General features: G+C 36.2%; 21 protein-coding genes. 3 read left to right on the forward strand and 18 right to left on the reverse strand.

The window, feature by feature from the left end:
• Positions 1-87 precede the first annotated feature (87 nt).
• The 9 genes from SAGCYANO_RS17125 to SAGCYANO_RS17160 form a co-directional block, all read right to left on the reverse strand.
• Positions 88-474, reverse strand: a complete 387-nt coding sequence (locus SAGCYANO_RS17125) for a type II toxin-antitoxin system death-on-curing family toxin (RefSeq protein ID WP_202221187.1) — start codon at positions 472-474, stop codon at positions 88-90.
• Positions 471-707, reverse strand: a complete 237-nt coding sequence (locus tag SAGCYANO_RS17130; RefSeq protein ID WP_202221188.1) for a hypothetical protein — start codon at positions 705-707, stop codon at positions 471-473. The genes SAGCYANO_RS17125 and SAGCYANO_RS17130 overlap by 4 nt, the downstream gene beginning before the upstream one ends.
• A gap of 169 nt (positions 708-876) precedes the next feature.
• Entirely contained in the window at positions 877-2,064 is a 1,188-nt protein-coding gene (locus tag SAGCYANO_RS17135; RefSeq protein ID WP_237396262.1) for a clostripain-related cysteine peptidase, read from the reverse strand.
• A gap of 103 nt (positions 2,065-2,167) precedes the next feature.
• The gene (locus SAGCYANO_RS47660) at positions 2,168-2,302 is read right to left on the reverse strand and encodes a hypothetical protein (RefSeq protein WP_255502586.1); all 135 of its coding nucleotides are present in this window, start codon (positions 2,300-2,302) and stop codon (positions 2,168-2,170) included.
• Between the two features lie 355 nt (positions 2,303-2,657).
• Positions 2,658-5,690 (reverse strand): tetratricopeptide repeat protein, encoded by a 3,033-nt coding sequence (locus tag SAGCYANO_RS17145; RefSeq protein WP_202221190.1) that lies wholly within the window; start codon positions 5,688-5,690, stop codon positions 2,658-2,660.
• A gap of 92 nt (positions 5,691-5,782) precedes the next feature.
• The gene (locus SAGCYANO_RS17150; RefSeq protein ID WP_202221191.1) at positions 5,783-6,103 is read right to left on the reverse strand and encodes an element excision factor XisI family protein; all 321 of its coding nucleotides are present in this window, start codon (positions 6,101-6,103) and stop codon (positions 5,783-5,785) included.
• 92 nt (positions 6,104-6,195) lie between these two features.
• Complete coding sequence (locus tag SAGCYANO_RS47665) at positions 6,196-6,327, reverse strand: hypothetical protein (protein WP_255502587.1); 132 nt, start codon at positions 6,325-6,327, stop codon at positions 6,196-6,198.
• Positions 6,324-6,557, reverse strand: a complete 234-nt coding sequence (locus tag SAGCYANO_RS17155) for an antitoxin family protein (protein ID WP_237396263.1) — start codon at positions 6,555-6,557, stop codon at positions 6,324-6,326. Before SAGCYANO_RS17155 ends, SAGCYANO_RS47665 begins: the two co-directional genes overlap by 4 nt.
• 100 nt (positions 6,558-6,657) lie before the next feature.
• Complete coding sequence (locus SAGCYANO_RS17160) at positions 6,658-8,007, reverse strand: O-antigen ligase (RefSeq protein ID WP_202221192.1); 1,350 nt, start codon at positions 8,005-8,007, stop codon at positions 6,658-6,660.
• Between the two features lie 546 nt (positions 8,008-8,553).
• Between SAGCYANO_RS17160 and SAGCYANO_RS17165 the strand changes: the two genes are divergently transcribed.
• Positions 8,554-9,360 carry an MOSC domain-containing protein gene (locus SAGCYANO_RS17165; RefSeq protein WP_202221193.1) on the forward strand — a complete coding sequence of 269 codons (807 nt, stop codon included), beginning with the start codon at positions 8,554-8,556 and terminating at the stop codon, positions 9,358-9,360.
• A gap of 562 nt (positions 9,361-9,922) precedes the next feature.
• Here the strand turns inward: SAGCYANO_RS17165 and SAGCYANO_RS17170 are convergent.
• Together SAGCYANO_RS17170 and SAGCYANO_RS17175 are read right to left on the reverse strand one after the other, a co-directional pair.
• Positions 9,923-10,114, reverse strand: coding sequence for a hypothetical protein (locus SAGCYANO_RS17170; RefSeq protein ID WP_202221194.1), 192 nt, complete (start codon positions 10,112-10,114; stop codon positions 9,923-9,925).
• A gap of 630 nt (positions 10,115-10,744) precedes the next feature.
• Complete coding sequence (locus SAGCYANO_RS17175; protein WP_307785918.1) at positions 10,745-15,031, reverse strand: CheR family methyltransferase; 4,287 nt, start codon at positions 15,029-15,031, stop codon at positions 10,745-10,747.
• Here SAGCYANO_RS17175 and SAGCYANO_RS17180 point away from each other — a divergent pair.
• The gene (locus SAGCYANO_RS17180; RefSeq protein ID WP_202221196.1) at positions 15,007-15,195 is read left to right on the forward strand and encodes a hypothetical protein; all 189 of its coding nucleotides are present in this window, start codon (positions 15,007-15,009) and stop codon (positions 15,193-15,195) included. The two genes, SAGCYANO_RS17175 and SAGCYANO_RS17180, sit on opposite strands and share 25 nt — an antisense overlap.
• A gap of 356 nt (positions 15,196-15,551) precedes the next feature.
• Here the strand turns inward: SAGCYANO_RS17180 and SAGCYANO_RS17185 are convergent, their stop codons facing one another.
• Positions 15,552-15,689, reverse strand: a complete 138-nt coding sequence (locus tag SAGCYANO_RS17185; protein WP_202221197.1) for a hypothetical protein — start codon at positions 15,687-15,689, stop codon at positions 15,552-15,554.
• A 53-nt stretch (positions 15,690-15,742) separates the two neighbouring features.
• Between SAGCYANO_RS17185 and SAGCYANO_RS17190 the strand changes: the two genes are divergently transcribed.
• Complete coding sequence (locus SAGCYANO_RS17190) at positions 15,743-17,071, forward strand: 16S rRNA (cytosine(967)-C(5))-methyltransferase (protein WP_202221198.1); 1,329 nt, start codon at positions 15,743-15,745, stop codon at positions 17,069-17,071.
• Positions 17,072-17,776: 705 nt separating this feature from the next.
• Here SAGCYANO_RS17190 and SAGCYANO_RS17195 read toward each other — a convergent pair.
• The 6 genes from SAGCYANO_RS17195 to SAGCYANO_RS17220 all read right to left on the reverse strand — a co-directional run bounded on the left by SAGCYANO_RS17195 (position 17,777) and on the right by SAGCYANO_RS17220 (position 22,847).
• A complete protein-coding gene (locus SAGCYANO_RS17195; RefSeq protein WP_202221199.1) occupies positions 17,777-18,166 on the reverse strand; it encodes a type II toxin-antitoxin system VapC family toxin in 390 nt (129 codons plus the stop codon).
• A gap of 144 nt (positions 18,167-18,310) precedes the next feature.
• Positions 18,311-18,547: a DUF2281 domain-containing protein gene (locus SAGCYANO_RS17200; protein ID WP_202221200.1), complete on the reverse strand. Its 237-nt coding sequence runs from the start codon at positions 18,545-18,547 to the stop codon at positions 18,311-18,313.
• Between the two features lie 403 nt (positions 18,548-18,950).
• Positions 18,951-19,292 (reverse strand): XisI protein, encoded by a 342-nt coding sequence (locus tag SAGCYANO_RS17205; protein WP_202221201.1) that lies wholly within the window; start codon positions 19,290-19,292, stop codon positions 18,951-18,953.
• The gene (locus SAGCYANO_RS17210; RefSeq protein WP_202221202.1) at positions 19,280-19,696 is read right to left on the reverse strand and encodes a XisH family protein; all 417 of its coding nucleotides are present in this window, start codon (positions 19,694-19,696) and stop codon (positions 19,280-19,282) included. The genes SAGCYANO_RS17205 and SAGCYANO_RS17210 overlap by 13 nt, the downstream gene beginning before the upstream one ends.
• An 85-nt stretch (positions 19,697-19,781) precedes the next feature.
• Positions 19,782-19,958, reverse strand: coding sequence for an element excision factor XisI family protein (locus SAGCYANO_RS50410; protein WP_202221235.1), 177 nt, complete (start codon positions 19,956-19,958; stop codon positions 19,782-19,784).
• A gap of 159 nt (positions 19,959-20,117) precedes the next feature.
• Positions 20,118-22,847 (reverse strand): DEAD/DEAH box helicase, encoded by a 2,730-nt coding sequence (locus SAGCYANO_RS17220; RefSeq protein ID WP_202221203.1) that lies wholly within the window; start codon positions 22,845-22,847, stop codon positions 20,118-20,120.
• Positions 22,848-22,956: the final 109 nt, after the last annotated feature.

Raw genomic sequence — 22,956 nt, forward strand, 5'->3', positions numbered from 1 at the left:
ATCCACTGAGGGCGAATGGCATTCGCCCCTACATATGGTGTCTTTAAGGTTAATTTGCCTAAGTCCTACTAAATATTATTTTAATGCTTAAATCTCTACAGAATTTTCTGCTAACCACTTCCCTAGAGATTCTTGATTTTCTTCTCCACTTGCTAGCTGTTCCATCATTGTTACAACTTCTGGTTCGGGAACCTCTAGCAAATAATTATTTAGCCCTAAAAAAGTATACATAACCATAAAAGCTGTTCTTTTATTCCCATCAATAAATGGATGATTTTTCGCTAGACTATAACCATAAGCTGCTGCAAGTTCAAATAAATTTGGCTGACCATAATTAAACAAATGTCGAGGTCTAGCTAAACTAGCAGAAAGTAAATTTTCATCTCTAATTCCTGGACTTCCTCCATGTTGAATAATTTGGTCTGCATGAATAGCTTTAGCAATAATTTCGTCTATCCAAATAGGTTCTTTCACTTTGCTAATTCTCGTAACGCATTTTTATATTTTTCACTTCCTTTTTTATAAATAACCATAGCTTTTTCAAAATTAGTTTCATTAGTTTGATTAGTTTGTATTTCTTGAGTTTCAGAATCTTCTGGTACAAGAATAATAACTCGTACATTTGTAGGAGTATCTATTTCTAGAGGATGTTCTAAAATTAGATTTCCCTTATCGTCAATTTTTCCGTTAGTTTCTATTGCTTTCATTAACATTAGCTAAATTATTTAGTGATTATTAGAAATATTCTAACATCAACTTGATAAATTAATCTGTAGGGTGTGTTAGCGATAGCGTAACGCACCTAAGCCTAAAATTAGATTTCCCTTATCGTCAATTTTGCCGTTAGTTTCTATTGCTTTCATTAATTTCAACCCTTTAAATGTTAACTATCCTTCTGTATAAGTTGACTAGATCAACTTTTTGATATAGAGCAAGTGAACTATAGCGAGAAGTGTCCTTTTGAGTTTCTGGAAGATATAAACTCAGACCACATAATCCCTCCAATTTTGTATTGTTATGACGACTTGTACCATAAAATTCTCCCCCTATTTTATGGAAAGTAATCACCCTATGACGCAGAAAATTAGCAAACTCAGTAAACTCTAGATATCCTTTCTTGTTCAAACTGGAGAGATAACCAAGAAATACAAGAGCATCACAACACTGTTCGCCAAAATAGCGAAAAGTTGAGAGTTCTGATTGCCTGACAGATAGCAAATTGTTGTTGAGAATCAACCGAAGTAACCGTGAGAGTTTCTCTGGAATCAGCTTAACCTCTTCATTATCCACCAGAGTCAGAGTATGATACATATCAGCTCTTTCAGAATCCATAATAGCTATAGCTGCTTCACGTCCGCCGACAGATGGCTCTTGTAAACGATTGAGAAAACCCTCATAATAGTAATTTGGTGCCCCTAGAAGCAGTTGAGAAGCAAGAGTATACTTAGCACAATTCCTTGCTTGATACATGACCTCTAGGGTAGCTTTGTTGCAATTTTGCCAGAAAAGTAGTTCGACTCGTCCATTAACCCCTTGGTTAAAATTGCTAAGTACATTGGTTAACTGGTCTACTCTCATCCAGGTTCGTGTTTGATTAGTTGCTCTGTGGTCATCAGGACTAACTTCGTTAATCCTGCCACCATGACCTACAATAATAATAGCCCAATTTTTTGCCTCAAAATTTTCCTTTGCCCAATCAAGATAAGCGGAAAAAGCAGATACATCACTACTATCTTCTCCTTGTATATTAATTTCTTTGGTAGTTCCTTTTACCAGCAGACGACGACGCATTTTTTTGTCACCCCAATAGTCTGATTGAACAACTACAGCAACTTCTGAGTTTTGTGTACCACGGGTTAACATTTTAATTATTGGTTCACCAAAACGTACAAGATCGTTATCGTATGGCATCCAATACAATACTACCCAGTTATGAAATGATTTAGTTGGGGAAAACTTGGCAGTAGTAGAAAGAGCTAATTTTTTCTCTAAAGCACCAGCTAAACAGGCTGAACTCAGAGCAATATAACGACAAAATTTTCTACGCTTTATCATCATCATCATCTTGATATAATCAATACTATTATAGTTTCAGTTTCAAGGAAAATATGCAGGTTATTTCAGTCTAGTAGGTTGGGTTAAGCGATCGCGGAGCGGAACAGATGTTCTATTGCGCAACCCAACAGATACCTATTTTTGTTAAGTGTTGTTGTTTATTCAAGCAATTTGTTGGGTTTCCTCCGTCAACTAAAATTAGATTGCCATTTTTATCAATTTTGCCGTTAGTTTCTATTGCTTTCATTGACATTAGCTAAATTATTTAGTGACTATTAGAAATATTCTAACATCAACTCGATAAATTAATCCGTAGGGTGTGTTAGCTATCGCGTAACCCACCGTTAGTTTAGGTGCGTTACGGCGCAACAAACTCTTTGAGAGATAATATATTCCCCATGATAGCGCCTAACGCACCCTACTACTAACATCAAAATGTAAATGTAGGTTGGGTTAAGCGAGAGCGCAACCCAACAGATACCTATTTTTGTTAGGTGTTGTTGTTTATTCAAGCAATTTGTTGGGTTTCCTCCGTCAACCCAACCTACATCTTCTAACTTGATTTATTCAAACTTCTGACTTCTGACTTCAAACTTCTGACTTCATTTCCACTCTCCCTGCACAACAAATGGCGCCCAATAATAAGGTGCTTTCCAATTTTCTGAACTCAACATTTCTAACTGAGTTTCTCTCATTGCCTCCACAGGATTTTTATCCATTTCTAACATTTTCCGATAATAATTTTGCATTAATTTAGAAGTCGAATTATCTGCCACACTCCATAAACTTACTACTACTCGTTTAGCTCCCGCATACATAAATCCTCTAGTTAAACTGACTAATCCTTCTCCTCTAATTTCTTCGCCGATTCCTGTTTTACAAGCACTTAATACTACTAATTCTGCTGGCATTTCTAAGTTAAAAATATCGTTTAATTGTAAAAATCCTGGTTTTCCTTTACCAGTTTTGTCATACAAAGAAAGCACTAATCCTGATAATTCAGGTTGAGTTTCATTTAATAGTCCGTGGGTGGCTAAATGTACTATTTGATATTCAGATAATTTGGGATTTATTGCGGTTTCTCGATTAGCATCAAAGTCTAAAAATATTTGTTCTAAATTGTCAGGAACTAATGCTAATATTGCTTCTGCTTCTTGACGAGTCCCTTCTAGACGATTGAATGATGAACCCAGAAAATCTTCTATAGAACGTTTTAATGCCATTCTAGTTAAATCATTATTTTCTGTTTCTTTTTTTGGTTGAGAAATTGTCTGAAACCGGGGGTCATTATCTTCAAATACTGGGTCGGCAATAACGGCTACTTTTTTCGGGGCGAGGGTTCTGTCTTTGACTTGTTCTCTGAGAATATCAATACTTGAAGCTGATGGTAAAGTGACTATTTCATGGTTGACAATTAGGGGTTGATAGTTAGTTTGATTGAGGTTTTGTGGTAGTGGTAAAGCTGCAAAAGGAATTGTCTGTAATATTCCATCTGCTACTATTAATATTCGTTTATTTTCTAGTTTATTTGCTACAGGCGACAATAATATTTCACTTAATTTATTTCCCGTTTCTGGTACTGGGGAAAGAGAGGTTATTTCTTCTCTAAATTGTTTAGCTAATTCTTCTATTTCTACTCTTGGAGGTAGTTCATAACTGCTAATTTCTGTGGGAGTTACTAACCATAAATAACTACGGTCTTCTCCCAGAGAATATTGTAAAAGTATGGTCTCTTTGTCGATGACTTGTTTTTGAATTTCGGAAGCAGTGAGGGGTTCTGGATATTTGAGATTGGCGTAACGAGGGCTATTTTGTTTAATTTTGACTTCTAATTGTTGGAGTTGGTTGCTTAGGGTTTCAATTTGTTGTTTGAGTTCGTGGGGGTTGTATCCTGGGGTATTGAGTTGTCGTGCTTGATCTAAAGTGTTGAGTTTTTGCAGTAATTGTTTTTCTTGGGCGAGGAGTTGGGGGTCTACTCCGGTTTTGATGTCGGCTCCTGATTCTGCTAGGATGTCTAGTAAGCTTCTGGCACGACTGCGTTCGCTGGCGGCTAATGCTTTGCTGTCATAACCTTCGTTGGGGTTTTGTTTGTGGAGTTGCATTAGGAGGTTGATGTAGAATTGATACTCATCTTGAACTGTGGCAAAGTATGATGTGCGGAGATCAGTTGCAACTATTTTAGTGCGGAGATCTTCAATTATTTCTAGGGATTTTTCTATGAAAGTAAGGCTTTCGGTGAGTTTGCCTTGTCTAGCTTTGAGCGAAGCAATATTAAAAAAAGTGCCTGCTTCCCCACCTTTATTTCCTACTTGCTGAAGTAGAGGTAAAGCTTGCTGGAAGTAATTGAGTGCTGTTTGTTTTTCTCCTAAGCTATCGTAGACACCGCCAATATTATTGAGAGTGGTTGCTTCCCCTGCCCGATCGCCTACTTGCTGAAGCCTAGGTAAAGCTTTCTGGTAGTAATTGAGAGCTGTTTGTTTTTCTCCTAAACTATCGTAGACAAGGCCAATATTATTGAGAGTGGTTGCTTCCCCTGCCCGATCGCCTACTTGCTGAAGTAGAGGTAAAGCTTTCTGGTAGAAATTGAGAGCTGTCTGTTTTTCTCCTAAGCTATTGTAGACAGCACCAATATTATTGAGAGTGGTTGCTTCTCCACGTTTATCCCCTACTTGCTGTCTAAGAGGTAAAGCTTTCTGGTAGAAATTGAGAGCTGTCTGTTTTTCTCCTAAGCTATCGTAGACACCGCCAATATTATTGAGAGTAATTGCTTCCCCTGCCCGATCGCCTACTTGCTGAGATAGAAGTAATGCTTGCTGGTAGTAATTGAGAGCAATTTGTTTTTCTCCTAAGTCATTGTAGACAGCGCCAATATTATTGAGAGTGTCAGCTTCCCCACGTTTATCCCCTACTTCCTGAAGTATAGGTAAAGCTTCTTGGTAGTAATTGAGTGCAATTTGTTTTTCTCCTAAGCTATCGTAGACAACGCCAATATTACTGATAGTGATTGCTTCCCCTGCCCGATCGCCTACTTGCTGAGATAGAAGTAATGCTTGCTGGTAGTAATTGAGAGCAATTTGTTTTTCTCCTAAGTCATTGTAGACAGCGCCAATATTATTGAGAGTGTCAGCTTCCCCACGTTTATCCTCTACTTGTCGTCTGAGAGGTAAAGCTTCTTGGTAGTAATTGAGAGCAATTTGTTTTTCTCCTATGCTATCGTAGACATTACCAATATTATTGAGAGTGATTGCTTCCCCACCCTGATTGCCTGCTTGCTGAGATAGAAGTAATGCTTGCTGGTAGTAATTGAGAGCAATTTGTTTTTCTCCTAAGCTATTGTAGACAGCGCCAATATTATTGAGAGTATAAGCTTCCCTACTTAAATTGCCCGTTTTCCTAAATAGTAATAGTGCCTCCTCCCATTTAGTAAGCGCTCCCTTCAGAGATTCTGCTGTACCTTGCTTATATAGTTTTAATCCCTGCTGAAGTAATTTATCTGCCTCAGCATTGGGGTTTGTCTGAGCAATAACTTCTCCCCCATTGACAATATTGGGCAACATTAATACAGGAAAACTGACATTAAATAACATCAGACTATTAACACTGAGAATAGACAACCATTTCTTAGGAGAAACCATAAATTTACCGTTTCCTCACAACTATAAATTTTCATCTATTATATTTCTAGTTTCCAGGAAGATATGCAATTTCAGTTAACAGTTATCAGTTATCAGTACAGTATCTTATTCATTTCCCATAAATGTTCTAAAATTATATTATTCTGAGGAATACCTTGGTCGATTAAGTCTTGAGTAATGCCATGTTCTATACCATCATATTCAACATAAACTTTTCCCTCTCCTAGAGTAATATAAATAATATTTCCTCGAACTCGCTTACCTCTATTCCATCCCACTTGCATCAGAGCATAGCGATCGCTCTGTTCATCAAAAACAGTATCTAATCTAATATTTCCATGAGAAGGACGTAATTTAGCATATTTACCAATTACTTGTTTGACGATTTCTCTATAGGTCTTTGGGGTATCCATTATCAGTTATCAGTTATCAGCTCCCATAAATATCCTACGAGAAACTGAGTTTGTGTAAACTCAATATTGAACTCTGAATTAAGAGCGATCGCTTATTTTATGGCACAATAGTCAGTTGTTAGTAGAGGTTGAGTATTTCTACTTATCCAACCAGTAGCAGCTAGATAGCACGAATCTGATGGAACAACACTAGAAAACCAAGCACTTGTATCTACAAAAATCATTGTCTCTCTTGCTCTAGATAAAGAATTTGATCGTGGTCTCTACCTGAAAATTTATCCTGCTCTCCCTCTAGAGGTAGTGAAGCGATCGCTGCCAAAATATCAGCAGGTTTTTTCTGTTGAAAATTTGTACCGCTTTTAACAAGAGTAATTTCGACTCGCGTTCCCTCTGGTAAGTTTAGAGGTTGGGTTAACCGCAACACTCCTTGTTCGTAAACTGCTTCTAGTATCATAGTGATTTGTTATTTTGACCAAAAATTCTATGATTATGATAACATCAAAATGTAGGTTTTGTTATACAATACCGATGCTACCGGACATGATATAAACTATTCAACCGGGCATGATAACTTTTTCCTTCTGCCTTCTGCCAATTAACCCACAAATTGCAGCTAAAAGTAACCATCCTATGGTATTAACTCGTAAATCAAACAAACTCACGTCAAACATATTAAATATAGTACAAGCAGCAAAAGCCACTAAATAACTAAAAAATATGAAACGGTCTCCTCTAGAATAAATTGATGACCAATTAATTAATAACAATACTGCCTTTGCCAATATCCAACCCACCCAAACAAACAAAAACAAAGCAGCAGGAATTCCAGTTTCTGCCGTTAGCATCAAGAATAAATTATGAGGATGACCAAGCCACATTTCCATCTGTGCTTCATACACAGGAGTAAAATTCCGCAAACCCCAACCACTCAAAGGCTTTTCTAAAGTCATATTCCAAGCAAATTTCCATTGGGTGCTGCGTAGAATGGCTACAGGTCTGTCAAAATCTCGATCTGTGAGTCGTGCCCAAAAGTATTCCGGAACAATTACTCGTAACCATTCCTGCAAAGGTGCAGGAGCAAAAGCAGCTCCAAATACAGTTGCCACTGCTGTCATTACTAACCATACTAACCAATGCCAACCAAGATAAATAGCATAAGCAAGACCAGCAAATACCACTAACCCCCAAGCATTGCGTGAATTTGTCAAAACCAAAGCAATGCCATTACTAATTATTGCCACTGTTAAAAAAACAAATTCTTGAGACGACTTACCATGAAAAATATTGAGGCGACCCATTTTCCTTTTTGGATGTGCGCTTTCTGTCGTCACCCTGTTTCCAGATAAAAATTTCCATTTTTCAATCCACAACCCCAACCCGAGAATAAATACAACCGTCAAATAAAATGCTAGAATATTAGCGTACATAAATACTGAAGCCATTCTCCCCGGAGGGTTGCCTTGTGGTGCAAGTACCCAACCTAAAATAATCTGTAAACTCAGGGGGCCAGACCAACCCAAAAATAATTGTCCGAAACCTAAAATGACTACAGGCACTGAAGAGAATACCATTACCCAAGAAAGTCGTCGCAGTTGGGAAGGAGTTTGAATAAGAGTACTCAAGGCAGCAAATACCCCAAAAAATGGTAATAAATTAGCTAGCCCTAAAAATGCTTCCTGGCGGTCTAATGCAAAAAAAGTAGCGATCGCTAACCAGACAGCAAGACCAGCTAAAGCTATATTGTGGGGACGACGAATAATGCTGCGCCATTTTTGTTGCCAAGTGCGAATAACAGCAAAAATTACAGTTAATATACCTATAGTTGGTAATATAGGAAACAGTAATAGTCCTACTTGAGTGCATTTCCACTCTTTTTGTAAATAACGATGAGAATTATGATTCAATTTTTTTAGGTATTATTCAATAATGGATAATGGATAATTGATAATTGATAATTGATAATTACCTCTCCCTAAAAGGAAGAGGATTGAATAAAAGGAAAATCAATTCATTGTTTCTCCACGGCGAGTGAGAGGATTTTTACTTTAATTATTCGGTAATAGAATATTTTAGTAATATAGCAATAGTAATTTCCAAAAAGCGTGAGGTAAAAAATTCTAGGTTTGAGGTAACAGTGAAACGCATAATGATATAAACTTATTCCTATATAATTTTTTCTAATTTCCCTATCTTGGTATGATAATATCATTTTGAAAAAAGAATGTTAAAAATAATAAGGGCAATTAAAAGACACGCCCAGGAGATGTGCCTTTGACTACAAAGATAACTTACGACCTAATAAATGGTATTAAAGCTATTTATTCTGACTCCTGAGTTCCCCTCCCCTCCACCGGAGGGGTTAGGGAGTGGGTTGGGAGGGGTTAGGGGTGGGTTGACTCCTAAGAAATAACCTAACTATTTGTAGCAAAGATTTATAAAATTGGTATAACATGAAATTAGCAACAGTTAAACAATTATTTATTCATCCAGTTAAAGGGTTAACTCCTCAAATTTGCCAAGATTTTTTCCTGACTTCAGGATATGGCATTAAAGGCGATCGCTCTTTTGCTTTGATGTTTCTCGACTCTGATAACCAGACCGTCGGACCAGAAGTTATACCTTGGATGAGTAAAAAGCATTTTGCAGTACAAAATGACTGGCCTGGTTTAGCTGCTTTGAATTGTGAGTTTGACTCAGAAACTGGTTTTTTGACTGTGCGACGACAGGGGGTTGAGTTGCTGAAGGCAAATACAGGTTTATCTGAGGAGCGCGATCGAATCAGTACTTTTTTCACAGATTATTTGAAAAGTCTCACACCGAATAAAGGAGCGCGTCATCCTCAAAAAGCTCCCGTGCAGTTAGTGGGAAATGGCAGTACAACTCGTTATCCCGACCGCGAAATTGTACATATTTCTATTATTAGTCAGGCAACAATGGATGATTTAGGAGAAAAGGCAGGTAAGATATTAGATATACAGAGGTTTCGTCCTAATGTGGTTGTGGATGGAATGGATGCTTGGTCAGAGTTTGACTTGGTGGGAAAACAGTTGCGCTTGGGTAATGCTCAAATTACTGTTACTGCTAAAATTGGGCGGTGTATGAATATTGAGGTTGACCCAGAAACAGGCGATCGTGATATTCCTTTATTATCGGTGTTGAAAGAAAAATTTGGTCACGCTCACACAGGTGTTTTGGCAACTGTTGATAGTGATGGGGGTGTGGCGGTTGGCGATGTTTTGCAAATTTTGAGTGATTAATTTCTAGATTTTTTACAATAATCAATAATTATGATAGTCTAAGTCAAAATTAATAGGAAGTGAAATTATGGAAAGTCAATTATCCGGTAGTTGGCAAGACTGGGTAGGAGTAGCAGGTTATGTTTTATTTGCAGGTTTTATTGTCTGGCGCGTACTGACAATGCCATCAAAATGAGTTATTTTTTCTGTGGCGGGTTTAAGATCAAATCCGGTTGAATACTTATTATATATTTGGGGGTGGGAGTAGGGGAGATTGAAGGCTTGAAGTAATTATAGAATTATCAACATATATTAATTATGTATAATACCAAATCCGGTTATGAAAAGCTAGTTTATCCAAAATCCTTCTAACCTTTCAGCATAGCTGCCTTCCTTCCTCCAAAGTGTAAGTATTCAACCGAGCTTGATATTATATCATGTCCAGATAAGAGCGTTCTGGAAAAAACTTATCCTCTTGCTTAAACAGTAAATCTTTCTATTTTCCCTACTCCCCCGCTCCCCTACTCCCCTACTCCCCCGCTCCCCTAGTATCTTAATAATAAGTATTCAGTCGGACATGATATTATAGGCGATCGGCAGACACAGGCATTAATTGTTCGTGTTTGCTGTAAACAAAAGGTCTGTTATCATCAATACTAGATAAGACATATTCAAGACGAGAACCTTTTTGATTAGTATGTTTGATAATTCTACAGATTTTTCCAATCCATTCATACTCAATCAACATTACATAGTCGTTTACTTGAAAGCTCATAATATCGATTTCCTCAAAATTTGCTTTTATTAAGTATCTTCATCATAATACACAGACTGAAAGTCACACTTCCTCTATAAGGGTGATTTTATTCTCATCCAACTGGGTGAAGGGAGAGTGTGGTGAGATGGGGGGATGGGGTGATGGGGTGACACGGAGAGGCGGAGACACGGGGACGTCTTATATCAATTTGAAAAAAGAATGCTATATTTAAGTCACACTTCAATTATTAAGTAATTAACACAGACTGAATAATTTTTTTGATAATTAGCACGCCAATTATTGTTAATTATTCTTAATTTTTACCTCTCCCCTACTCTCTCACTCCCCTACTCCCCCGCTCAAGAAAATGTAGCAAATATTTATCAAACTGGTATTATAACCGAGACACGGAGACGCGGGGATGCCTTACAGAGGATGGGTGGATGGGGAGATGGGACGTTCCATGCAACAACAGAGTAAGGGAAAAGAATTGATGGTTTTTGCGCGATAATTGATTTGATTTCTGACGATCGCCAGATATATATTCTTCTTCCTTCCTTCTTCCTATTATGTTGATAATTCTATAATTACTTCAATATTTAATCTCCCCCACTCCCCCACTCCCCTACTCCCCCACTCCCCTACTCCCTACTCTTCTTCCATCAATTCAGCAATAATATCAAACCGAAACTCATCAGCTAATTCCATCAAAGCGTCTGTGAGTTGCTGGTGTTCTTCTGGAATTTGCTCTAATAGAGAAATAACCTCCTCAGAACTACAACTAAGAGCTGCCGTATGAAGTTGAGAGCGAAACTCTGAACTTATACTCATATCACTCAAGGAATCTTTAGATAAATTAGGTACTGCTGAAGCATCGGTTTCAGGAACAGGGGTAATATGACAAGAACTATATATGTATTTAACACCAATACATTCAGCAATTGAGTTGAGCAAAACATCTTCTTCAACTGGTTTGGAGAGTATATGACAACAGTTATCTTCCAAAAATGAATGTTGCTCGTCACTGAAAGCTCCAGAAGCAGAAAGGGCAATAATCATAGTATTTTGACCTTCAGGAGTAGATTTAATCTGTTCAATAGCCTCAAACCCATTCATTCCAGGCATTCGTAAATCCATACAAATTAACTGTGGTTGGTGCTGCTCCCACTGGTGGAGCGCCTCTTCACCATTAACTGCCTCTAATATTCGGAAACCTAATGGTCTCAACATCATCAGCAGCAATTTTCGATTTTCTTCTATGTCATCAACTACTAAAACACGATATTCTGGTTGGTCGGGAGCGAGACCTAATACTTGTTGAACCACTGGCAGCTTGGTATGGGTAGTATCCGCAGCATAATTAACAATAATTGAGAAACTAAAAGTTGTTCCTGAAGCAGGACTACTCTGGATATGAATATCGCCACCCATTAGTTGCACAAATCCCTGACTTATTGACAAACCTAGACCTGTACCTGTTTGAGAATACCTACCTGCTGTGCCTTGAACAAATGCTTCAAATATTTTCTCTAATTCTTGCTGAGTCATACCTTTACCTGTATCTTCAATCTCAAACTCTAGGTTAGTAGTTAAATCAACAGGGTTCACTTCTGTATCATCTTCTATATCATTACTTTCTGATATTTGTGCAACTCGAACGCTTAATTTCACATGACCCACATCAGTAAATTTGATAGCATTGGAGAGGAAATTAATCAGTACTTGTCGTAGTTTCTGCCGATCGCCATAAATATATTGAGGTACTTTCTCATCAAACTCAAGCAATAAATTCAAACCTTTTTTTTCTGCACTTGGTCGAAACATTTGTCTCAGCTCTGTGATGAAGGCTTGAAAATCAAACAAACTCAGCTTCAGCTCCATGCGGTTAGCTTCTAGCTTAGAAAAATCCAAAACTTCTTCGACCAACTCTAGCAAATTATTCCCACTTTTATATATCAGGTCTAACTGCTCTCTTTGGTGCTTGTCGAGATTATCTCCATGGGCTAAAAGTTGGGTAAAACCAAGAATCACATTTAGAGGTGTTCTCAGCTCATGGGTCATCTGTTTGAAGAAGTCACTCTTAGTTTTGTTAGCTGCTTCAGCTAATTTTTGGCTTTCTAATAACTTTTGTTGAATTTGCTTGAGTTGAGTAATGTCTGTAATTACTCCACCAATTCCTTGTTTGCCGTTTTCTAATTCTACAGGATAATAACTTGATAGCCACCAACCTACTGTTTCAATATTAGTAGCATGAGGAGCATTGATTTCAATATTTCTGATGATTTCTCCTGTTGCCAATATTTGATGGAATAAAGGATTTAATTGATCTGCTAAATACGGTAGCACTTCTGAGAAGGTCTTGCCAATATTTTCTGATATAGTTAAATCGTTAATCTCAGCAAAAATAGAGTTAATGCGTAAAAATCTTAATTCTTGGTCTAGTAAAAACAAACCTGCGGGACTAGATTCATATAAGCTTTCCAGAACATTATTAGTGTGTGTGAGTTGAGTTTTGGTCTTTTGGAGTTCGTTAATATTTACTAATGTTATGACTATACCATCGTTGATGTCATCTTCCCGAATATAGGGATGAATGCGCAGGAGTAAATTTTCTCCGGTAGCAGATAAAGTTACTTCCCTCTCGATTAATTTTTGATGGTTGAGAACTTGTTGAATAATTGTGATGAAGTCTGGGCAGTCTAGGTTGTGAGTAAAATGATATATGGGGCGGTTAATATCAGTGCCTCTAATATTAATAGCTTGGGTAGCAGGAGGGGTAAATTTACGAATTTTAAGATTTTTGTCGAGAAAAACTACGCCGATATCTATACTACGGAGGAGATTATCAATATCTTCGCTCAGATGAGTCAGCTCTTCAATTTTTGCCTGATATTGGGAGTTAATAGTAAATAATTCTTCGTTTGTTGACTGTAAGTCTTCATTGGTACTTTGAAGCTCTTCGTTGGAGGCTAGTAATTCTTCGTTAGTAGCTTGTTGCTCTTCGTTGATAGTTTCCAGCTCTTCTACTGCTGCTTGTAAATTTTCTCTGGTTTGTTGGAGTTCATATTCTAGTTCTATAATTTGTTGTGCTACTTCAGGTGCTACTTCATAGACTTTTTTTTGGCGATCGTTTAGTAAAGATACTGTTGGTGGGGTTTCTATTTCCAGAAATACAATTAAATATTCTTCTAATGATGGGGTGTCGCAGTTGTAACCAACTCGCAGAGTAATATTTTCTTCTTGGTTATTTCTATAGAGCTTAATTCCAGTATACAAAACTGTCAGTTTGTCTCGTTTGGCACGATGCAGCGCTGTATTCAAAGGTAGCTTGAGTTCTGGTAAAATAATGTCGGTGATTTCTAAATTTGCTTCCCCAATGGGAATTTGCAGTAGATCTGCCTCATTGTAGAAAACATTCAGCAAGCGGTTATCTATATTCACCAATAAAGCAGTAATTTGTCGCTCCCCAAAACCTACTTGAAATACTTCTGTCAGCATTTGGTCAAGTCTGGAGTGATTAAGTTTTGTCTTTATGGAATAATAGATAGTAGGTATGCTTACTGCTTTTGGTGTCAGATGAGTTAAGGATAGCTGCACATCTCGTCGCTTGCGATAGACTTTCAAACAAGATTTGAGGGGGATAAATTCTTCCTCCAGTTCTCTAACGCTTTCAGTATTACCTAAAAATAAAATTCCTTGGGAAGATAAGGAAAAGTGGAGTAACCGTAGCACTCGTTGCTGCAATTCTGGCTGCATATAAATCAGTACGTTACGGCACGAAACTAAATTCATCCTAGAAAAACCAGGATGTTGGGTCAGGTCGTGAGGGGCAAATATCAGCATTTCCCGTAGCGATCGCTTTACTTGGTAACTACCTACTTCATGATTAAAATATCTTTCTAGGTATTCCTGATATATATGTTTGGCAATAGACTCTGGATAAATTCCCCTAGCAGCAATTTCTAGAGCGTTACTATCAATGTCTGTGGCAAAGATTTTCACATTCAGGGACTTACCTGTTTGTCGGATAGCTTCATTAATTAGGATAGCCATTGAGTACGCTTCTTCTCCTGTTGCACAAGCACAAACCCAAATTCGCAATTGTTTTTCTTCCTGTTGAGCTTTCTTGACAAGTTCGGGCAGAATTTTTGTTCTTAAATATTCCCAAGCTGGAGGGTCTCGAAAAAAGGAGGTAGCACCGATGAGTAAATCTTGGTAAAGTATTTTTTGTTCTTCTTCAGAATTTTTGAGATGATGAATATAATTTTCTAGCTTTCCAGATCGTAATAAAGTACAGCGATGAATAATTCGACGAGTGATGGTGGAAGTTTTGTAATAAGAGAAATCTACTTCTTTATATTTGTAGAGGATATTTAATATTTCCTGTAGTTCTTCGGAAGGAATTAATGGTGATTCTCGATCGTCTCTAGAGAATAATGGATTTCCTTCCCATTCCACAATGTGGTAAATAAGTTGAGCAAGTTCTACTGGAGACAAGATTTCTTCAATTAACTCAGAGGAAATGGCATTGGTGGATATACTGGTAAATTGGTCTGTTTCTGGAGATTTAACCAGGGCAACGCCATGAGCATCACGGATGGCTGCTAATCCTTCTTGGCCATCATTGTTATTACCTGAAATGAGAATGGCAAGAGCGCGCTCTCCCCATTCTTGTGCCAGAGATTTGAAAAAATAGTTGATGGGAGTGTCAGACTCTAAGGGAAGGTCGAGTAAATGTAGGGTCTGAGTTTTTAAGTGTAGATATTTTCCCTCTGGGACGATATATACAGTCCAGGGGTTTATTTTCATTCCATCTTCTATTTTATGGACTGTGAGGCTCGTTTTTCCTTCTAGAAGTTGGACAAGGTGACTGGGAAAATTAGCAGATTGATTTTGGACTACTATTATGAATGCAATATTTAGTTGTTTTGGCAGATGAGAAAAAAAATGTTTCTAGTAGTTGTAGGTTCTCTGCAAATATTGCTATACCTACGACAAACAATTGGTTTTCTAGTTGTAATTTCATTTTTTTAATTGGGGAAGAGGTAATTTCAGTTATCAGTTATCAGTTATCAGTTATCAGTTATCAGTACCTCTAGCTGAAACCTTATGCTTGAAATCTGGCATATTCTCTTTTCTCTTGGTCTCATGGATATGGTTAGATACATCCATCCCTCAATCGCTTTTTATCCCCTTAAAAGGGGAAGCTTTAGACCAGAATTTTTCGGTAATAGGCAATAAGTCGTACTTCACTTTTTTAATTAATGCTATAACAATCATTTGTCTTACCTATTTTAACTGGACTATCAAATATACAATTAATTTTGTTTGACTACTTATTTTAGTAAACTATTCAAGAAAATAGGGAATAGGAAAAGACTTTTCAAATAGAGGAATTATTAATAAGTCAATATTAATCTACTAATGTTAAATTTTGAACAGTTTAAAGTTAAAATTATTCATCTATACCAACTGCCATGGCTACTCTTGAGCGATCAAATGTCTGTTTGAGAGCACTCCGCAGTAGAAATAAAGGAATATCAACCTTCTTCCTTCTTCCTTCTTCCTTCTTCCTTCTGCTATATATTATCATGTTATAATTGCCAGATTAATCAAAAAAGTTATTAATTTTTTTAATTAATTGCAGTGAATAATAACCCTCGTCAATTAGCTTTTACTATCCTCCAAGAGGTGTATCGAAAGCAAGCTTTTGCTGATTTTGCCCTAGATAAACATCTCAGAAAAAATGATTTAATTGATGCCAACCGTCGATTAGTTACAGAATTAGTTTATGGATGTGTGAGAAAGCAGCGATCGCTTGATGCAATTATAGATCAATTAGCAAAAAAGAAATCTCACCAACAACATCCAGACTTACGGATAATTCTCCATATTGGTTTATATCAATTATCTTATTTAGCACAAATTCCAGAATCAGCAGCAGTTAATACTACAGTTGAGCTAGCAAAACAAAGTAAACTAGCTAAATTAACTGGTTTTATTAATGGTTTACTCAGAGAATATATTCGGCGAGAATTGACAATAGACCTACCTAAAAATCCAGTACAAAAATTAGGAACATTATATAGTTTTCCTGACTGGATAGTTGAATATTGGATAGAGACATTAGGTTTAAGAGAAACTGAAGAATTATGCTCATGGTTCAATCAATCGCCGAGTCTTGATTTAAGAATTAATCCGCTCAATACTTCAATCAAAGAAGTAGAAACAGCTATGAAAAATACAGGTATTTCTGTTGACTGGATGCCCCATTTTCCCCAACTTTTAAGATTAACAGGTGCAGTAGGTCCAATTCAAAAATTACCGGGTTATAAAGAAGGTTGGTGGTCAGTTCAAGATAGTAGCGCTCAATTAGTTAGTTATTTATTAAATCCACAACCAGGAGAAATAATTATTGATGCTTGTGCTGCCCCTGGAGGTAAGACAACTCACATAGCAGAATTAATAGGAGATAATGGCAAAGTTTTTGCTATTGATAAAACAGCTTCTCGACTAAAAATGTTAGAACAAAATGCTGAAAGATTGCAGTTAAAATCTATTTCTATTTCTATAGGAGATAGTCGAAGTTTTCCTGAATTTATTAATCAAGCTGACCGAGTTTTATTAGATGTACCTTGTTCTGGTTTAGGAACTTTACACCGTCGAGTAGATGCACGGTGGAGACAAACTCCAGAGAATATTCAAAAACTCTCAAAACTTCAGAGTGAATTATTAGAAAATACTGCCAAATGGGTAAAACCAGGGGGAGTTTTGGTATATGCAACTTGTACAATTCATCCTTTAGAAAATGAGGAGGTGATTGAGAAGTTTTTGACAAATAATTCTGAGTGGGAAATTGAAGCGCCAACTATTGATTTTATAGTGCCTCCTACTGTGGAAGGATGGGTAAAAGTTTGGCCTCATAGAGAACAAATGGATGGCTTTTTTATGGTGAAATTGAGAAGAAAGTGTTAGTAATTAATAATTAATAATTAATAATTAATAATTAATAATTACCCATTCTTAAAAGAAGAGGATTGACTAAAAGGAAAATTTTTGATTTTATCCCCTTAAAAGGAGAACCTTTAAACCTGAATTATTTAATTATTAATTATAGCAATGAGCGCTCAGGTATTTACAACTTCCAGCTCAAAGTGCAGTCTATAAAAGGTGTACAAAAAATTATGTGTAAATATCCCAGCGCACATTGCTATATTCAGTAAGTGGTAGGTGGTAGGTGTTATAGCAATTCCCAAGAAGCGTGAGGTACAAAATTCGTTGGTGTGAGGGAATAGGGAATAGGGAACAGGAAATAGCAAACTTTCGTTAATTGATAATTGATAATTACCTCTGGTTAAAACCGTTCTTTATTGAATATAAGGAAATATTATTTCTTCTCTTGGTCGATTGGATATGGCTCCGAGACCCGCTCTTATCAGAGCCGCTCCGCTTTATATGTTGCGGAGCAAAACGCCATCCATCGACCGCTTTTTCCCTTAAAAGGGGAGGCTTCAAGGCGCGAATTATTTAATTATTAATTATTAATTATTCGGTAAAAGGATTTTAGGATTGAAAAATGTCTTAAGGAACCTTTTCCATATAAAAACTAAATCAAAAACTCTGATTATTGCCTCGAATATGGTGTTTTGTTTCCTCAAACCAAAATTATTTATATTGACTTCAATCCCATAACCTTTGAATGGGATAAGCATCAAACTTAACATCTCTGCTAATCAAAATAAGAGAGTAATTCATAGCTTGAACAATTAACATTCTATCAAAAGGATCTCGATGATTTGATGGTAAAGTAAGTGCTGAGTATAATTCAATATTTTTATCTATAATTGGTAAGATTGAAATATTCATATATTGCAATTCTTGAGATAAATCTTCCATAGGTCGATTTATTTGCAACTTACCTATATTAATTTTCATCGCAATTTCCCAAAGACTAACAATACTAAAATACAAGTCTTCTTTACTATCAATAATATCTTTTGCTTTAATTGATAAATTAGTATTACCCAGTAAATACCAAAGAAAAGCATGAGTATCCAAAAGATATTTCATATTACCGAAGAATTAAGAATTAAATAATTAAATAATTAAATAATTTAGGTTTAAAGCCTCCCCTTTCAAGGGGAAACAAGAAAAAATTTTCCTTTTATTCAATCCTCTTCCTTTTAGGGAGAGGTAATTATCAATTATCCATTATCAATTATCAATTATTGAAATATATTCCGCCAAATCTTCTAATGGTTCATCAAAATCATCTGACATAATAATTTTATCTGCCCAACTACCATAACCCTTAAAAGTTTCCATCTTTTCTGTAGATTGTTGATTATTCGGATATTTTTTTCGTAAATATTCTGCATAATTCAACAGTTCTTTTTTCAGAGATTCAGGCAGATTAATTACAACTTTCCACAAAGCTAAATCGGTATTCATAAATTTTATTATAACCAAATAATAGGGATAAAAATATCATCAAAAACTGTTTCAGTAATTAACAATTAACAATTAACAATTAATAATTAATAATTACCTCTTCTTAAAAGAAGGGGATTGACTAAAAGGATTTTTTTTGATTCTCTTGGTCGATTGGATATGGCGAGGAAACCCGCTCTTATCAGAGCCGCTCCGCTGTTAGCGTTTGCGGTAGCATTCCGGAACGGAAAGCTTTGCGGTAGCAAACGCCATCCCACCCTACGGGAAGCTACGCTAACGACCACTTTATCCCCTTAAAAGGGGAAGCTTTAAACCTTAATTGTTGAATGAATAATTATTAACTATCAACTCTTAATTATTAATTATTAATTATTAATTATTAATTATTCAGTAATCCTGTAATTTAAACAACGGCAAACTCAGTTAATTTACGAGTTTCTAGATCGTGGAAAGCTAAAACAATATCCTTTTTGGATACATTTTCCCTTAATAATTCAGTAGCAATTCCTGCCTCCGTCCAATCTTCCTCAATATAAATTTTCTCATTTTTAATCCGAATATGAACTTGAATATTTCTGATTTTTTTCTTCCCTTCCCAACCCATAAACAACCAAAAATATTGATCGTGTATCTCATCAAAAACTAGACAACTTTCTCGATCCAAATTGGCTGAACCTGAAGCCCATTCGTGATATTCAGTTAGTATTTTTTTAATATAATTACGATATTTATCTAATTTTTCCATTGTAGAATTTCCTCCTGTTCCATATCAACAACAATCAAAAGTAATTGATTTATTTTAGTAATATCTTGAATTGAATCGCGTTGAAAAAAGTTTTCGTAAATACTGTCTTTAATTGCTAGATAAATTTGATATTCTGGTTCAGTAAGATTGACTAAATTTCGATATAAAATATATTGCCCTAAAGCCATTTCAAAATCTCTCATTGCTGAGGGGCTTAAAAAGCTTTTAATTTCGACAATAATTTTGCGTCCATTTTGTGTGGCAGCAATAGGTTTTTCTACTGCTAGATCGGCAAATAATTCAGCATCTTTGTATTTGATTACATAAGGATCGGCTAAAATAATCCAACCGTCTTTAATTAAAGCATTTTTAACCGCATCGTGGTAAACATCTCTTGCTGGCATTGTCCTCCTGATGATTTACACAATCATTTTAACCGAAATTTTTGGGTACATCTCAATTTTGAATAAAGCCAAAAATTTATCGCTTTTAGGCAACAGGCAACAACTCATCTGACAACAGGGAATAGAGAATAGGGAATATATAGGAAAAAAGTATTTTTGCACATATGAGATGCACCCAGATTTTTAAGGTAGAAATTCCTAACTCCGTCCCATCTTTTTCAATATAAATCTTCTCATTTTTAATCCGAATATGAACTTGAATATTTCTGAGCTTTAGCTATTGCTTTTTACTTAGCTAGTTAGTGTTAATTGTTCTTAGTATTTACTTCTCTGTATGGACGTTGCATAAGGGCGTCCCTACCCACTCCCCCACTCCCCACTCCCCACTCCCTCACTCCCCACTCCCCTACTCCCCTACTCCCTAAAAAGCGATCGCCTCCAAAATTAATAACCCTAAATCTTTATATAAACCTTGATTTTGCTGAGGACAATTATGCTGAGTCAAACAGCGGGGACAACCATGTTCACAATCACAATTTTTGGCTAATTCTGTTGCCTTTCTTGCAAACTTCAACAATTGATTAAAAATAGCTTCGCTCGCCCCATTTCCACCATCACAAGTATCAAAAAAATAACCGACAATTTCTCCTGCCTCTTGCTTCACAAACCATTGCACATCCTGACTCGAACTTAACACTACTAGAGGCACAGCAAACATTAGTTGATGCCCCATACTATGTAAGGCAATAAAATCTGAACTACAACTCCATAATTTTTTGAACTTATCTGGAATTGTGTCTTGATACTTCTGTTTTATTTTCTCCTGAATTTGTCTAATATTTTCCTCTATAACATTGTTAAAAACATGATTTATCTCTACCTTCACAACTGGAGCTTGATATTGAGTTTGATAGGGGGGAGTGAAGCTACCTTTATCTAAATTTATTCTAACAATTTCACCTTTTTTCGTATATTCAGTAGTAAACAAATCATATCCTGTTACTAAAGAAGTAATTTCTCCCCAGATTAAACTTAATCTCAATCGAGCGTGTGGAATATTGGTTTGAATTATTTGGGGTTTTGCTAATTGCTGAATTTCTTGAATAACTAACTGAGTTCTTGGCTTGCTTTCTAAATTACAATCTTTGCCTAAAGGTTTTAAAATTGCTTGTTTTTTATCTAAGTCGAGATTCTCAGAACGATAAAAATTTAACTCACTGTCATAATTTTGGGCAAAATAAATTGCCCCTGGAAATACTTCTTTATGTGCCAGACTCATTTGCATTTTTTCAAAACTTTTTCCAGTATCAATATTGATTAACTCCACATCATTTTGAGCATGACCGCGAATATTAATATTCCGATGAGGAAAACCATATCCCCAAAGTTCAGAAGAGTTAGTAATATAGATTTTTTCCTGTTTTAATAAGCTATCGGCAATTACTCCAGAAACTTCTCCAAAACGTTCTGTTATTTCATTCAAAGGTACGCCACTTTCCACACAACTACATTCTAAATGTTTACCCAAAATAGTCGGATAATTTGGATTAAAAGCAGCACTTTCCACCTCACCATTTAGTAATAAATTTGGTTGATTCCCATAAAAGTTATCCAAGGGGTTTTGAGCTACTGGTAAAAACATCACCAACCCAGCATTTCTACGTCCTGCTCTACCAATTCTTTGCCCCCATGACATTAAACTACCTGGATAACCACGCACCAAACAACAGTCAAGTCCTGGTAAATCAATTCCTGCTTCTAATGCAGAAGTAGAAAGAATAACTTTTATTATCCCAGCTTCTAATTTTTGGATAATATCCTGTCGTCTCTTAAGCTGCAAAGAACCATAAAAAATTGCCACTTTATCTGCCAAATAACTCTCACCATTCTTATCAGCTATTCTCTTAATTATGCCCAGGAGTTTTTTAACAGCTCCCCGGGAATTACAAAATACTATCCCACTTAAGTCGTGGCGCAACCAAGACAAAATTATTTGACAAGCATCGGGGTTAGCAGTGTGGCTAGGTTTGAAACATAAAATTGTTCTACCAGCACTATCCGCACCACTTTTTGATATTAGATGAAGTCTTTCTGGTTCATGGGAGCGATCGCTAAATCTCATTGCCATTTCTGCGGGGTTGCCAATAGTAGCTGAACTAAAGATAAATTGTAGTTTTTCTGAATTTCCTCCTACTCGGTCTACCGCCATTTTTAATCTGCGCATTAGATTAGAAAAATGAGCGCCAAAAGCACCTCTATAAGTATGAGATTCATCAATAACTACATAGCGGAGTTGTTGAAAAAACTTGCGCCATCCTTCTCCATCTTTACTTCTAATTCTATATAGTTGATAGTGTAATAAATCTGGGCTTACTCCTAATATATTGGGTGGGTTAGGAATAAATAATTTTTTCCTTTGTTTTGAGGAGATGTCGCCTGTAATTAATCCAATTTTGACGGAATTTTCAGGAAAATATGAGACCATTTTTTCCAGCTTTTGCATCTGGTCTAATGCTAATGCTTTGAGAGGAAAAATATATAATGCTGTGGTCTGAGGTTGTTGGAGACATGATTCTAAAATGGCAAGGTTATAACAGAGAGTTTTGCCAGAAGCTGTGGGGGTAAAGATGCAAAGGTCTAATTCTTTTCTCAGAGCGTTTAATGATTCAATTTGATGTTCATAGAGTTCCGTAATATTTTGTAAAATGAGAGAACTTTTGAGAGTAATTGGTAAATCTTCTGGCAAAGGATAAAGTTTTCCTGGAGTTGGAGGAGTATTATCTATCCCTACTAAATTATCTTTAAATTCTTCGGCTATTGTTTGAAATACTGGTCGAGGAATAGCTGCTATTTCTGCTGAAGTAATTTTGGATTTTTCTGGCTGTTTTAAATTTTTATTTTGAGGAATTACATTATCTCTAGGATTAATCTTTTTCTGATTAATTGCTATTTGCCAATCAGGAAAATGTACTGGGGTAGGATTTTCTATAAAATCTACAATTAAACGTTTACCTAATACTGCTGTAATTTGACCTATTCCATGTTCGGAAGAATATATTTTCACACCAATTTTTAACCATTCTGGAGGTAATGGTAATTGATTTTCTGTCGCTCGGAGAATAGCAGCATAGTCTGTCGGTTTATCTGTCATATAGCAATTCTCATATTCGTGAGGTACGCGCATTCGTTTGTTTTAGGGAGTAGGGAGTAGGGAGTAGGGAGTAGTAATTCGAGAAACAGGGGATAGAAAAAAAGAAAAA

The sequence above is a fragment of the Okeania sp. KiyG1 genome (genome assembly GCF_014132355.1).
In the GTDB taxonomy this organism is placed as follows: domain Bacteria; phylum Cyanobacteriota; class Cyanobacteriia; order Cyanobacteriales; family Microcoleaceae; genus Okeania.